The 12,351-nt window shown below is 75.4% G+C and carries 12 protein-coding genes; 4 read left to right on the forward strand and 8 right to left on the reverse strand.

Annotation, left to right across the window (positions count from 1 at the left end; genetic code table 11):
* Positions 1-104: 104 nt before the first annotated feature.
* On the forward strand, positions 105-572 hold the full coding sequence (locus HOP40_RS23220) for a MarR family winged helix-turn-helix transcriptional regulator (RefSeq protein ID WP_240157225.1): 468 nt from the start codon (positions 105-107) through the stop codon (positions 570-572).
* Here HOP40_RS23220 and HOP40_RS23225 read toward each other — a convergent pair.
* Positions 553-1,311 (reverse strand): hypothetical protein, encoded by a 759-nt coding sequence (locus HOP40_RS23225; protein WP_240157226.1) that lies wholly within the window; start codon positions 1,309-1,311, stop codon positions 553-555. The genes HOP40_RS23220 and HOP40_RS23225 overlap by 20 nt on opposite strands.
* Before the next feature lie 17 nt (positions 1,312-1,328).
* Between HOP40_RS23225 and HOP40_RS23230 the strand changes: the two genes are divergently transcribed.
* The gene (locus tag HOP40_RS23230; RefSeq protein WP_172161943.1) at positions 1,329-1,499 is read left to right on the forward strand and encodes a hypothetical protein; all 171 of its coding nucleotides are present in this window, start codon (positions 1,329-1,331) and stop codon (positions 1,497-1,499) included.
* An 83-nt stretch (positions 1,500-1,582) separates the two neighbouring features.
* Here the strand turns inward: HOP40_RS23230 and HOP40_RS23235 are convergent, their stop codons facing one another.
* Both HOP40_RS23235 and HOP40_RS23240 read right to left on the reverse strand, forming a co-directional pair.
* Positions 1,583-2,869 (reverse strand): acyl-CoA dehydrogenase family protein, encoded by a 1,287-nt coding sequence (locus HOP40_RS23235; protein ID WP_172161945.1) that lies wholly within the window; start codon positions 2,867-2,869, stop codon positions 1,583-1,585.
* A 22-nt stretch (positions 2,870-2,891) separates the two neighbouring features.
* A complete protein-coding gene (locus HOP40_RS23240; protein WP_172168944.1) occupies positions 2,892-3,545 on the reverse strand; it encodes a maleylpyruvate isomerase family mycothiol-dependent enzyme in 654 nt (217 codons plus the stop codon).
* A 105-nt stretch (positions 3,546-3,650) separates the two neighbouring features.
* Between HOP40_RS23240 and HOP40_RS23245 the strand changes: the two genes are divergently transcribed.
* Positions 3,651-5,195 carry an acyl--CoA ligase family protein gene (locus HOP40_RS23245; protein ID WP_172168947.1) on the forward strand — a complete coding sequence of 515 codons (1,545 nt, stop codon included), beginning with the start codon at positions 3,651-3,653 and terminating at the stop codon, positions 5,193-5,195.
* On the opposite strand, the gene HOP40_RS23250 is transcribed toward HOP40_RS23245, so the two are convergent.
* From HOP40_RS23250 to HOP40_RS23260, 3 genes are all read right to left on the reverse strand, one after another.
* Entirely contained in the window at positions 5,188-6,369 is a 1,182-nt protein-coding gene (locus tag HOP40_RS23250; protein ID WP_172161947.1) for a trans-sulfuration enzyme family protein, read from the reverse strand. The two genes, HOP40_RS23245 and HOP40_RS23250, sit on opposite strands and share 8 nt — an antisense overlap.
* Positions 6,366-7,271, reverse strand: a complete 906-nt coding sequence (locus tag HOP40_RS23255; RefSeq protein WP_172161949.1) for a TIGR03854 family LLM class F420-dependent oxidoreductase — start codon at positions 7,269-7,271, stop codon at positions 6,366-6,368. Before HOP40_RS23255 ends, HOP40_RS23250 begins: the two co-directional genes overlap by 4 nt.
* Positions 7,272-7,498: 227 nt before the next feature.
* Entirely contained in the window at positions 7,499-7,699 is a 201-nt protein-coding gene (locus tag HOP40_RS23260) for a hypothetical protein (protein WP_172161951.1), read from the reverse strand.
* 460 nt (positions 7,700-8,159) lie between these two features.
* Between HOP40_RS23260 and HOP40_RS23265 the strand changes: the two genes are divergently transcribed.
* Entirely contained in the window at positions 8,160-8,483 is a 324-nt protein-coding gene (locus tag HOP40_RS23265) for a DUF3817 domain-containing protein (protein WP_240157227.1), read from the forward strand.
* Here HOP40_RS23265 and HOP40_RS23270 read toward each other — a convergent pair.
* Both HOP40_RS23270 and HOP40_RS23275 read right to left on the reverse strand, forming a co-directional pair.
* Positions 8,450-9,280, reverse strand: coding sequence for an SWIM zinc finger family protein (locus HOP40_RS23270; RefSeq protein ID WP_172161955.1), 831 nt, complete (start codon positions 9,278-9,280; stop codon positions 8,450-8,452). The genes HOP40_RS23265 and HOP40_RS23270 overlap by 34 nt on opposite strands.
* The gene (locus HOP40_RS23275; RefSeq protein ID WP_172161957.1) at positions 9,273-12,341 is read right to left on the reverse strand and encodes a DEAD/DEAH box helicase; all 3,069 of its coding nucleotides are present in this window, start codon (positions 12,339-12,341) and stop codon (positions 9,273-9,275) included. Before HOP40_RS23275 ends, HOP40_RS23270 begins: the two co-directional genes overlap by 8 nt.
* Between the last annotated feature and the right edge of the window lie 10 nt (positions 12,342-12,351).

The raw sequence follows: 12,351 nt of genomic DNA on the forward strand, positions 1-12,351 counted from the left end.
CGATAAACGATGTGCGGTGGCATTGTCGATCCGGGTCCCCATTCTGGTCCGGGAGCCGGAATCAATGTTCTCTTGACCGTCGAGATGGCTGCTATCGTCGAGGGGTGAACGCCGATCGGGACGAGTTGGTGCGCCTGCTGCAGGCGTACGCGGGGGAGGCCGAACGGCTCTCGCAGGTCTTCGCGGAGCGGCACGCCCTGCACGCCACCGACCTCGCGGCGCTGCTCGCCGTCATGCAGGCCGACCGCGCGGGCGACCCCCTGACGCCGGGCCGGCTCGGGCGGCACCTGGGCCTGTCCTCGGGCGCGACCACGGCCGTCGTCGACCGGCTGGAGCGGGCCGACCACGTCCGCCGCGCCCGTGACGACCGCGACCGCCGCCGCATCACGCTGCACTACGGCGCCGCGGCCGACCAGGTCGCGTCGGCGTTCTTCGGGCCGCTGGGGGCCCGGATGGAGGAGGTGCTCGCCGGGTACGACGCCGCGGAGCTCGCCGCGGCCCGCCGGTTCCTCGGCGACGCCACGGAGATGGTGCGGGACTACCGGCAGGCGGTCACCGGCGACCCGGTCTGACCCTGTCGAGCGCCCGGCGCCAGGCCGGCCGGGGTGCGGTCTCCAGCGGCGCCGGGACGGCCCCGGGTGCGGGCGGCAGGGCCACCTCTATCTCGCCGCCGAGCCGGAAACCCGCGCGCAGCTCCAGGTCGTCGCCGCTCCAGAAGCGGCCGGGGTCGTACCAGTTCGGCCGGCGGTGGCGCGGCAGCAGGTCCATCTCCTCGTAGGTGAGGGCGACGACCTCGGCGCAGTAGGCGGTCTCCAGGCCCACCGGCTCGGCCCCCTCGCGGGTGCCGCCGTCGCGCCACGGCAGCTGCGGCGTCCGCCCCCACAGCCAGCGCCCGGTGAGCCGGGCCGTCGAGGGGAACGGGGTGCCGTCCAGGCGGGCGACGGCCCGCAGCGCGCCGTCCTCCTCGGCCGGCCCGACCGGCCCCTCCAGCTGGCGCAGCCACGCGCGCTGCCCGTAGCGGTGGCCCCACTGCAGCACGGCGTCGCGCATGTCGTGCAGCTGCACGCCGCGCTGGTGGGTGCCCGTCCACAGGTCGAGCAGCGAGCGCCCCAGCTCGGCGTGCCACATCATCGGCGGCAGGTCGTCGACCACCACCGCCATGCCGACGTGGTTGACCGGCGAGTTCGTCAGCCCGCGGATCGCGCGGTCGGCCCCGCTGCTGCCGCGGAAGACCCAGATGTCCCCGGTGCGGGCCAGCTCGCAGGCCCGGTCGAGGGTGATGACCGTCTTGCCCGATCGAGGTGGCGGCACGCCGGTACGGTAGCGAGATGCGCTGGTGGAAGGTGATCGGGCTCGCCGGGCTGGCGGGCGTCGCGGCGACGGGCGTGGTCACGGCCCGGGCCGAGCGGCAGCGGCGGGCCTACACCCCCGACGAGATCCGCACCCGGCTGCACGAGAAGGCCGCGCAGGCGGGGGCGACGGGCGCGCCGGCCCGCTAGCAGCCCTTTGGTTCCCGCGCGAACGGCACTCTCGCTCAACGAGGTCGGGTGAAAGTGCCGTTCGCTCGCGTCGGAACCGCGCGTCAGAGGTTCGCCGTCACCGCGTCCAGGTGCTCCGCGAACCGCTCCCGCGCGGCCTTCGCGCGCGTCGGCACGTGCTCGGTCGGCACGTCGGTCGGGGTGTAGCCGCGCAGGATGCGCTTGGCGACCGTCGCCTTGTGCACCTCGTCGGGGCCGTCGTAGATGCGGGCGGCGCGCGCGGCGCGGTACATCTCCTCGAGCGGGAGGTCGCCGGAGAAGCCGAGTGAGCCGTGGACCTGGATGGCGCGGTCGATCACGTCGTGGAGCACCTTCGCGCCCCAGTACTTGATCATTCCGATCTCCAGGCGGGCGTTCGACGCCCCGACCTGGTCCATCGTCCACGCCGCGTGCAGCGTCATCAGCCGCGCGGCCTGCATCTCCGCGGCGCTGGTGGCGACCCAGTCCTGCACCATCTGCTTGTCGGCCAGCACCGAGCCGTGGGTGTGGCGGCTGACGGCGCGCTCGCACAGCATGTCGAACGCCCGGCGGGACTGCCCGAGCCAGCGCATCGCGTGGTGGATGCGGCCCGGGCCCAGGCGCTGCTGGGCGAGGCGGAAGCCGTCGCCGGGGTTGCCGACGAGGTTCTCCTTCGGCACGCGCACGCCCTCGTAGAGCACCTCGGCGTGCCCGCCGTAGAGCGCGGGGGAGTGCGTGGGGTGGTCCATGACCGGGATGTCGCGGACGATCGTCACCCCGGGGGTGTCGGTCGGCACGATGATCATCGACGAGCCCTGGTACGGCGAGACGTCCGGGTCCGTCACGCACATGACGATGAGGAAGTCGGCCTGCGAGGCGTTGGAGCTGAACCACTTGTGGCCGTCGATGACGTAGTCGTCGCCGTCGAGGACCGCCCGCGTGGACAGCAGCGTCGGGTCGGCGCCCGCGCCCGGCTCCGTCATCGAGAAGCAGCTGCGCAGCTCGCCGCGCAGCAGCGGGAACATCCACCGCTCCTTCTGCTCGGGCGAGCCGCCGATCGCGAGCAGCTCGGCGTTGCCGGAGTCGGGCGCCTGGTTGCCGAAGATCCCCGGCGCGTAGCGGCACTGCCCCAGGATCTCGTGCATCAGGCCCAGCCGGACCTGCCCGAACCCGCCGCCGCCCAGCTCCGGCGGCAGGTGGGCGGCCCACAGCCCGCGCTCCTTCACCCGCTCCTTGAGGGGGGCGGTGATGCGGTCGTACGCGGGCCGGTCGAGGTCGAGCACCTCCAGCGGGATGATCTCGTCGCGGACGAACCCCCGCATCCACTCCAGCTGCGCCTCGAACTCCGGTTCGGTGGAGAAGTCCCATGCCATGCCCTGCACGCTGCCACACCGCTCAGGCGGTCGCGAGCCTCCCGGCGAGCACGTCCACGCCGGGCCCGGACAGGTGCGGCAGGGCGGCGGGCCGCCCGCTCACTGCCAGCAGCAGGTCGGCGACGGTCCCGCGCACCGCCGGGCCCTCTCCGCTCGACCACTCCGCGTCCGACGCGACCAGCTCCAGGCCCGCCACCCGCTTCGGCCCGCCCATGAAGCGGTTCGCGGCGACGTAGACGAGCGAGGGCAGCGCCACCTCCGTCCGCACCTCGCGGGGGCGGCGCAGCGGCCGGGCGACGTCCTGGCCGTGGATCACCAGGTCCATCAGCGGGTCCATCGGCGTGCTGCCGGGGAACCGGCGCGAGGACTCGGCGCTCTCGCGCAGCTGCCCGACCAGCTCGGCGGGGGTGAACCGGGCCGCGCGGTCGCGCGCGAGGTCCACCTCCATGCGGTCGAAGCTGCCCCGCGCCCGGACCGCGGCGCGCACCAGGACCGGGATGCTCGCCCGCGTCGTCCAGGTCAGGTGCGCGACGACCTCGCGCACCGTCCACGCCGTGCACAGCGACCGCGCGTCCCAGTCGGCGTCGCCCAGCTCCTCGAGCCAGTCGGCGAACTCGCGCCGCTCCCGCCCCACCGCCGCCGTGATCTCCCCGCTCCCCAGCACCTGCTCGACCATCCGGTCCACCACCGTTCCCGCTCGCCGTCGTGACGCACATCAGACCCGCTGACCGCGCCCGACTCATCGCCTAGGTTCGACGGTGTGGAGCACTCCTTCGAACCGATGACCCCGGTGTCCTTCCTCGACCGCGCCGCCGCGGCCCACGGCGACCGCACCGCCGTCGTCGACGGTGACCGGCGCTGGACCTACACTGAGCTGCACGAGCGCTGCCGGCGCCTCGCGGGCGGGCTGGCGGCGATCGCCGACGGGCGGCCGGTCGCGGTCCTCGCGCCCAACACCCACGTGCTGCTCGAGGCCAACTTCGGCGTGCCGTGGGCCGGCGTCCCGCTCGTCGCGGTGAACACGCGGCTCTCGGCGGGCGAGGTCGCCTACATCCTGGAGCACTCGCGGGCGTCGGTGCTGGTGCACGACCCGTCGTTCGACGACCTCGTCGACGACGCCCTCGGCCGCGTCGACGCGCCGCCGCGGCGGATCCGCGCGGGCGAGGAGTACGAGGCGCTGCTGGCCGGCGCCACCCCGTCGGCGGTGGCCGTCGACGACGAGCGCGGCCTGCTCTCGATCAACTACACCTCCGGCACGACCGGCCGCCCCAAGGGCGTGATGTACCACCACCGGGGCGCCTACCTGCAGGCCCTGGCCATGGTCGGGCACACCGGGCTGACGCCGAGCGCCGTGCACCTGTGGACCCTGCCCATGTTCCACTGCAACGGCTGGTGCTTCCCCTGGGCCGTCACCGCGGCCGGCGGCACGCACGTCTGCCTGCCCAAGGTCGACCCGCCGGAGGTGTGGCGCCTGATCCGGGAGGAGGGCGTGACGCACCTCAACGGCGCCCCGACGGTGCTCTCGATGCTGGCCTACGCGCAGGAGGCCGCGCCGCTCGACGGTCCGCCGGTGAAGATCGCCACGGGCGGCGCGCCGCCGAGCCCCGCGATCCTGCGCCGGATGAGCGAGCTCGGGTTCGACGTCACGCACCTCTACGGGCTCACCGAGACGTTCGGGCCCGTGATGATCTGCGACTGGCGCCCCGAGTGGAACGCCCTCGACGCGGCCGAGCAGGCGCGGCGCAAGGCGCGCCAGGGCGTCGGCAACATGATCTCCTGCGCGGTCCGCGTCGTCACCGAGGACGGCACCGACGTCCCGAGCGACGGCGAGACGGTCGGGGAGATCGCGCTGCGCGGCAACAACGTCATGCTCGGCTACCTCGCCGCCGACGGCGGGATCGACGCCGAGGCGACGGCGGAGGCGGTGCCCGACGGCTGGTTCCGCACCGGTGACCTGGGCGTCCTGCACCCCGACGGCTACGTGGAGCTGCGCGACCGCAGCAAGGACGTGATCATCTCGGGTGGGGAGAACATCGCGTCGGTCGAGGTGGAGCAGGCGATCGCCGACCACCCGGCCGTGCTGGAGGCGGCCGTCATCGCCGTGCCCGACGAGCGGTGGGGCGAGGTCGCCGCGGCCTACGTCACGCTGAAGGAGGGGGCGAGCGCGACCGAGGCGGAGATCATCGAGCACGTGCGGGAGCGGCTCGCGCGGTTCAAGGCGCCGAAGTCGGTGACGTTCGGCGAGCTGCCCAAGACGTCGACGGGCAAGATCCAGAAGTTCGTGCTGCGGGACGCGGCGTGGGGGGACGCGCCGAGGATCAGCTGAGGGTGCGCGCAAGCGCCTGCTCGATGTCGGCCACCAGGTCGCGCGGGTCCTCCAGCCCGACCGACAGGCGCAGGTGCCCCCACCGGCGGAACTCCGCGGGCCAGTGCGCGGCCCGCGGGCCGTCGGTGCCGACGTGCACGACCAGCGACTCGTCGTGCCCGAGCGACACCGCCGACGTGATCAGCTCCAGCGCGGCGACGAACCGGTTCTGCGTGGCCGGGTCGCCGCGCACGGCGAAGGCGAGCATCCCGCCGAACCCGCCGTCGAGCGTGCGGGCGGCGAGCGCGTGCTGCGGGTGGTCGGGCAGGCCCGGGTAGGCGACGTAGGCGACGCGGGGGTCCTGTGCCAGGAACTCCGCGACGACCTGCGCGCCCGCGCAGTGCGCCCGCATCCGCATCGGCAGCGTCACCGCCCCGCGCATGATCAGCCAGGCGTTGAACGGGCTGATCGTGGCGCCGGCGTTGACGCCCGCCTCCAGCCGGATCCGCTCGACGAGCTCGGCCGAGCCGATCACCGCGCCGCCCATGGCGTCGCCGTGGCCGTTGACGTACTTGGTCAGGGAGTGGACGACGAGGTCGGCGCCGAGCTCCAGCGGGCGCTGCAGAACGGGCGTCGCGAAGGTGGCGTCGACCGAGAGCAGCGCGCCGCCCGCGTGCGCGACCTCGGCGACCGCGGCCACGTCGGTGATCTTCGTGGTCGGGTTGGCCGGGGTCTCGACGTGCACCAGCCGGGTCGTCGGGCGCATCGCCGCGCGCACGGCGTCGGGGTCCGCGGAGTCGACGAGCGTGGTCTCGATGCCGTACTTGTCGGGCAGCAGCGCCGTGAGCAGCTGGTGCGTGGCGGCGTAGGTCACGTCGGAGCAGACGACGTGGTCGCCGGTGCGCAGCAGCGTGAAGAACACCGCGTGCAGCGCCGCGACGCCCGTGGCCAGCGCGAGCGCCGACTCCCCGCCGTCGAGGGCAGCGAGCTTCTCCTCCAGCCAGCCCTGGTTGGCGCCGCCGTTACGGGTGTAGAGCGGGGTGCCGGTGCCCGACCACGACAGCTCCGACGGGTCGTCGGGCAGGGCGTAGGAGTTGGCGGTGACGAGCGGGCGGCGGATCGCGCCGGTGCCCGGGTCGACGGCGTTGCCGGCGTGGACCGCGCGGGTGGCCAGGTGCCGGGGCCCGTCGCTCACGTCTGCTCCGGCAGCAGCTCGGCGGCGAAGGCGTCGACGAAGCCCCACCACGACGCCACGGCCACGCCCGGGTGCACCACGAACTTCGTGACGCCGACGTCGACGAACGCGCGCACGTGCTCGCGGGCGGCGGCCCAGCCGTCGGCGACGAGCAGGCGGGGGTCGAGGTCGGGGCGGCGCTTCGCGGCGGCGGCCAGCGCGTCGTCGCGCTCGGCCTCGGAGACGTCGGACGGGAGCACGGCGAGGTTGGTGCCGTAGTGGTCGTCCTCGATCGCGCGGCCGACCTCGGCCGCGGCCGCCTCGATCCCGGCGCGGCAGGCGGCGGCCTCGCCGGGCGTGAGGAACGCGCCCAGCCAGCCGTCGGCCAGGCGCCCGATGCGGCGCAGGGCGGCCGGGGCCTGCCCGCCGAGCCACAGGTCGAGCGGGCGCCCCGGGAGCGGGCCGACGCGCGCGTCGTCGAGGTGGAAGAACGTGCCGTGGTGGGTGACGACGGGCTCTGTGAGCAGCCGGCGCAGCACCGTCAGCGCCTCGTCGAACACGGCGGCGCGCTGCCCCTCGGGCACCGGGAACAGCGTGCGCTCGGCCGGGCTGGCCGGTCGGAGGCCGAAGCTCGGCAGGATCCGCTTCGGCGCGAGCGCGACCAGCGACGCGAGCTGCGCGGCCACCAGCATCGGGTTGCGCCCCGGCAGCACGATCACCCCGGTGCCGAGCTTGAGCTTCCGGGTCCGGCCGGCGGCGTAGGCCAGCCCGACGACCGGGTCGATCGACGGGGCCGAGGCCTGGTCGGCCAGCCACACGGAGTCGACGCCGTGCTCCTCGCACGCGTCGACGAACTCCGCGAGCTCAGGCCCGGGGGCGGCCGAACCGGTACGGACGGAGCCCAGGCCGATGCGCACACTCATGCCGCCACGGTATCCGGCGGGCGGGGGCGGGCCCGGTCCTCCGCGGACCAGGAGATCGGGAACACGTCCGGTCGGGGCCGCGTGCGCCTCCGCCCGGGGTTCCGGCCGCGCCTCCGCCTGCGGTTCCGGCTGCCTCCGCCCCGGTTCCGGGCTGGCAGCCGCTGCCGGGCCGGCGGCCGCCGGGCTGGAGGCTGCCGCCCGGGGAGGAGCCGAGGGTCGGGGTGGGGTCACGGGCGGGGGGTGCGGCGGCCGCGCACGACCCACCAGAGCAGCAGGCCGCCCCCCACCAGGCAGAGGATGCCCATGCCCAGCCAGAAGCGGGAGCCGGTCATGAAGCTGCCGGGCAGCACGTTGGCCCCCTGCAGCGTCCAGACCACCCCGATCAGCAGGAGCAGCACGCCGAGGACGGTGGACGCGACACGGGTCATGCCGACGATCATGCCCGCCCTTCCCGCTTCCGGCCCCACGACACCTCCCGCGCACTGAACAGGCTCCCGCGCGCTCCCGGGGGCGCGCGGGAGCTGGGAACGTGCGCGAGAACCGGGAACGCGCGCGGGACCGCGGGCGCGCGGGACACGTGACCGCGTGCCCGCTCCGCGTGCCTGCGCCGGCTGCCCGCACCGCGTGCCCGCGCCGGCCGCCGCCCCACGACACCTCCCGCGCACTGAACAGGTTCCCGCGCGCTCCCGGGGACGCGCGGGAGCTGGGAACGTGCGCGGGAACCGGAAACGCGCGCGGGACACGACAACGCGCGCCCGCACCGCGTGCCCACGCCCGCACCGCCCGCCCGCACCGCCCGCCCGCACCGCTCGCCCGCGCCGCGTGGCCGCGCCGCGCCCCGCGCCCGCGCTGCGTGTTCGACGCTCTGTAGAAGGTAGGGTGTCGGCCGTGACCGCTCCCGTCGCCGCCCGCCTGTTCCGGATCGTCGCCGTCGCCGAGGCCTGCTCGTGGGCCGGGCTGCTGATCGGCATGTTCTTCAAGTACGTGGTGGTGGGCGACGAGATCGGCGTGACCGTGTTCGGCCCGATCCACGGCGCGCTGTTCGTGGCCTACCTCGTGGTGACGCTGCTGGCGGCGCGGGTGCTGCGCTGGTCGCTCCCGACCACCCTGCTTGCGCTGGCGGCGAGCATCCCGCCCCTGGCGACGCTGTGGTTCGAGCGCCGCGCCCGCAGCCGCGGTCAGCTCTCGGAGCCGGTGCCCAGCGCGCGGTAGGCCGGGCGCAGGACCTCGGTGAGCGGCGCGCCGCGCACCGCGACCGGGAACTCCGGCAGCTGGTCGAGCAGCGCGTCCGACGGGGTCGGCGGGCCGGCGAGGCGCTGCCCGAGGCCGGGGCCGGCGGTGAAGTAGGCGTCCATCACGTCCTCCAGCGACCCCGCGCCGGGGGCCGCGGGGGCGGCGGCCGCGCGGCGCTCCCGCAGCTCGTCGAGCAGCGTCTCGCGGTCGCGCCCGCGCAGCGCGAGCATCTGGAACGGGTCGGCGTCGAACCGCTCGGCCAGCACGTAGAACACCGCGGCGAGGTGCTTGCAGGGCACCGCGACGTCGGGGCAGGTGCAGTCCATGACCAGGTCGCGCGGCCCGGCGGGGAACAGCGCGAGCCCGGCGCGCGCGAACACGTCCTCGATGCCGCGCGGCATCTCCCCGCCCAGCAGCGCGGCGGCGTAGGAGGCGTCCTCGGCCAGGTAGCCGGTGATCTCGGCCCACTCCGCCTTGCCGTACGCCGGGATCCCGACCCGCACCGCGTACGGCTTGGGCCGGCTGCCCTGCACCTGCGCGACGGCGCCGCCCGCGTCGACGTCGAGGGACAGGATCTGGCCGGCCCGGGCGTAGGTCTTCCCGCGCGCCAGGCGCCCGCCGACGACGACCTCCTCCAGCACCGCGAGGAACCGCCCCGACCACCACGTGCGCGCCACCTTCCCGCGCGCGCTGTTGATCTGGATGCCGCCCTCGACGCGGCGCGGCCGGGCGGGCTCGGCGTCGCGCCACCAGTACGGGTCGGGGGCGTCAGGCATCCTCGGCCACCTCGTCGGCGACCTCGTCGAGCGCCTCGGCGCCGAGCGCGAACAGCGAGCGCAGCGAGTCGGTGGACAGCTCGGTGAGCCATCCCTCCCCGTCGCCGACGACCATGTCCGACAGCGCCCGCTTCTTCGTGATCATCTCGTCGATCCGCTCCTCGACGGTGCCCGGGCACAGGAACTTCCGCACCTGGACGTTGCGCTTCTGCCCGATCCGGAACGCGCGGTCGGTGGCCTGGTTCTCCACCGCCGGGTTCCACCAGCGGTCCAGGTGCACGACGTGGTTGGCCGCGGTGAGCGTGAGCCCGGTGCCGCCCGCCTTGAGCGAGAGCAGCAGGATCGAGGGCCCCTCGCCGCTCTGGAACCGCGCCACCATCTCGTCACGTCGCTGCTTCGGGGTGCCGCCGTGCAGGAAGGCGACGTCGGTGTCGAAGCGGGCCGACAGATGCGGCACCAGCATGTGCCCGAACTCGGTGAACTGGGTGAAGCACAGCACGCGGTCGCCCTCGTCGAGGATCTCGGCGAGGATCTCCTCCAGCCGCGCGACCTTGCCCGAGCGCCGCCCGACCGGCGACCCGTCGTGCAGGAGCTGCGCGGGGTGGTTGCACACCTGCTTGAGCTTGGCCATCGCGGCGAGGACGTTGCCGCGGCGCTCGATGCCGTCGGAGCCCTCGATCTTCTCCATCATGTCGTCGACGACCGTGCGGTAGAGCGAGGCCTGCTCGCGGGTGAGCCGGTAGTGCTGGGTGATCTCGATCTTCTCGGGCAGGTCGTCGATGATCGTCGGGTCGGTCTTGACCCGGCGCAGCAGGTAGGGCCGGGTGACGCGGCGCAGCAGCTCGGCCGCCTCGGTGCTGCCGTGGCGCTCGACGGGGATGGCGTAGCGCGCGCGGAAGCGGTCGGCCGTGCCGAGCAGGCCCGGGTTGAGCACGTCCATCACCGACCACAGCTCCGAGAGCCGGTTCTCCACCGGCGTGCCGGTGAGCGCGACCCGGTGCCCGGCGGTGATCCGGCGCACCGCCCGCGCCTGCGTGGAGCGGCTGTTCTTCACCTGCTGCGCCTCGTCGAGCACCAGGCGGTGCCAGGCCAGGGCGCTCAGCTCCTCGACGTCGCGGGCGGCGGTGGCGTAGGTGGTGACGACCAGGTCGGCACCCGCGACGGCCGCCGCCAGCGCCTCGCCGTGGCGACGCCCGGCGCCGTGGTGGGCGTGCACCCGCAGGTCGGGGGCGAACCGGGCGGCCTCGCGCTGCCACGTGCCGACCAGCGACATCGGGCACAGCAGCAGTGTCGGCCCCGGGCTCCCGCCGGAGCGCTCGTGCGCCTCCAACGCCAGGACCTGCACCGTCTTGCCCAGCCCCATGTCGTCGGCCAGGCACGCGCCCAGCCCCAGCGACGACAGGAACGCCAGCCACGCGACGCCCCGCTCCTGGTACGGGCGCAGCGTCGCGGTGAACCCGGGCGGCGTCGGGACCGGGGTGAGCGCGCGCTCGGCCTGCCCGGACAGCAGGTCGCCGATCCAGCCGTCGGTGTGGATGGCCGTGACGGGGATCGGGGTGTCCCAGTCGTCGTCGCCGGGATGGCGCTGGGCCAGGGCCAGCACCTCGGCGGCCGTGGGCGCGGTGCCCCCGCGCCGCGTGCGCGCCTTCTCCAGGAACCTCAGCCCCGCGGTGAGCCGCTCGGCGTCGACGCTCACCCACCGGCCCCGCAGCCGCACCAGCGGCGCCTTCGCGGCGACGAGGTCGGCGATCTCGTCCTCGGACAGCTCCTGGTCGCCCACCGCGAGCGACCACGCGAAGTTCGCCAGCTGCTCCCGGCCCAGCCCGCCGCGGGTGACGACCCGGTCGGTGGGCGTGGACCGCGCCGAGAGCGCCAGCCCGACCGTGCGCGTGCCGTCCCAGCCGCGGGGCAGCTGCACCCCGAACCCGGCCGCGACCAGCAGCGCGGCGTCGGCGGTGAGGAAGCGGTGGGCGCCGTCGAGGTCGAGGTCGAGCGCCGAGGGCCGGGGCCCGCGCAGCGCCGGGGCCAGCGCCGGCACCACCTGCGCCGCGCGCCCCAGCTCGGCCAGCAGCAGCTCCTGCGGCCCGGCCAGCAGCCGGTCGGCCGCGCCGTCCCACACCGCCGTGGCCGGGACGAGCAGGCTCGGGTCGGCCGTGGACTGCAGCAGGAACTCCAGGATCCAGCGCGTGCCGTCGCCGGTCTGGTCGTCGGGGTCCTCGCCCGGGTCGGCGGGGTCGTGCAGCGTGGAGACCTCGGCGAGCCGGAAGATCGCCGTGCCGTCGCCGGTGGGGGCGGTGCCGAAGGCGTCCCACTCCTGCAGCGCCTCGGCGAGCGGGCGGGTGTCGGCGTCGACGCGGGGGTCGGGCGCGAGCAGGGCGGCCAGCCACACCTCGGTGACGGGCGGGTCGGCCGCGGGCCGGGCGGGGGCCAGGGCGATGGGCTCGGCGGAGCGGGCCAGCCGGTCGCGCACGGCGGCGTCGACCAGTGCGTCGAGGGCGTCGAGCACGAGCGCCTCGGCGTCGGGCCGGTGCTGCTCGGCCCGGGCGACCGGGGGCAGCGCGCGGACGAGGGAGTCGAGCGCGACCGCGTCGAGGCCCTGCACGACCGGGCGCCAGCGCGCGGTGCCGTCGTCGGCCAGGGTCGGCAGGACGCGGCCGCGCACGGTCAGGTCGGCGGCCAGCGCCGCCAGCTCGCGCAGGTGGGCGACCGAGGCGCCGTAGCGCACGTCGTCGACCGGGTCGTCGAGCTCCGCGACGTCGACGACCAGCGCGGGCACCGACCACGGCCGCAGCACCGGCCCCGATCGCGGGGGAGCATCGCGCCCGCCCGAGCGCACCAGCTCCGGCGAGGCCAGCGGCCCGCCGGGGCGCGAGGGCAGCAGCAGCGTGAGCGCGGTGGCCTTGCCCGGGTGCAGCGCCGCGAGCGCCGCCGACGGCATCGCGAACGGGTGCGGCCGGGCCGAGCGCAGCGAGCGGCTGGTGGCCGTGGCCGGGCGGTCGCCGTCCTCGCCCCACAGGACGACCCCGCGGCCGGGGGACCAGAGGGCGTGGACGGCGAGCACCCGACCACGC

It is taken from the genome of Pseudonocardia broussonetiae, from assembly GCF_013155125.1.
In the GTDB taxonomy this organism is placed as follows: Bacteria; Actinomycetota; Actinomycetes; order Mycobacteriales; family Pseudonocardiaceae; genus Pseudonocardia; species Pseudonocardia broussonetiae.

Bases quoted from the DNA above. Each gene is read 5' to 3' on its own strand.
- HOP40_RS23230 (WP_172161943.1), top strand. From the start codon at position 1,329: ATGCGCTGGTGGAAGGTGATCGGGCTCGCCGGGCTGGCGGGCGTCGCG.
- HOP40_RS23235 (WP_172161945.1), bottom strand. From the start codon at position 2,869: ATGGCATGGGACTTCTCCACCGAACCGGAGTTCGAGGCGCAGCTGGAG.
- HOP40_RS23240 (WP_172168944.1), bottom strand. From the start codon at position 3,545: ATGGTCGAGCAGGTGCTGGGGAGCGGGGAGATCACGGCGGCGGTGGGG.
- HOP40_RS23245 (WP_172168947.1), top strand. From the start codon at position 3,651: ATGACCCCGGTGTCCTTCCTCGACCGCGCCGCCGCGGCCCACGGCGAC.
- HOP40_RS23255 (WP_172161949.1), bottom strand. From the start codon at position 7,271: ATGAGTGTGCGCATCGGCCTGGGCTCCGTCCGTACCGGTTCGGCCGCC.
- HOP40_RS23260 (WP_172161951.1), bottom strand. From the start codon at position 7,699: ATGACCCGTGTCGCGTCCACCGTCCTCGGCGTGCTGCTCCTGCTGATC.
- HOP40_RS23270 (WP_172161955.1), bottom strand. From the start codon at position 9,280: ATGCCTGACGCCCCCGACCCGTACTGGTGGCGCGACGCCGAGCCCGCC.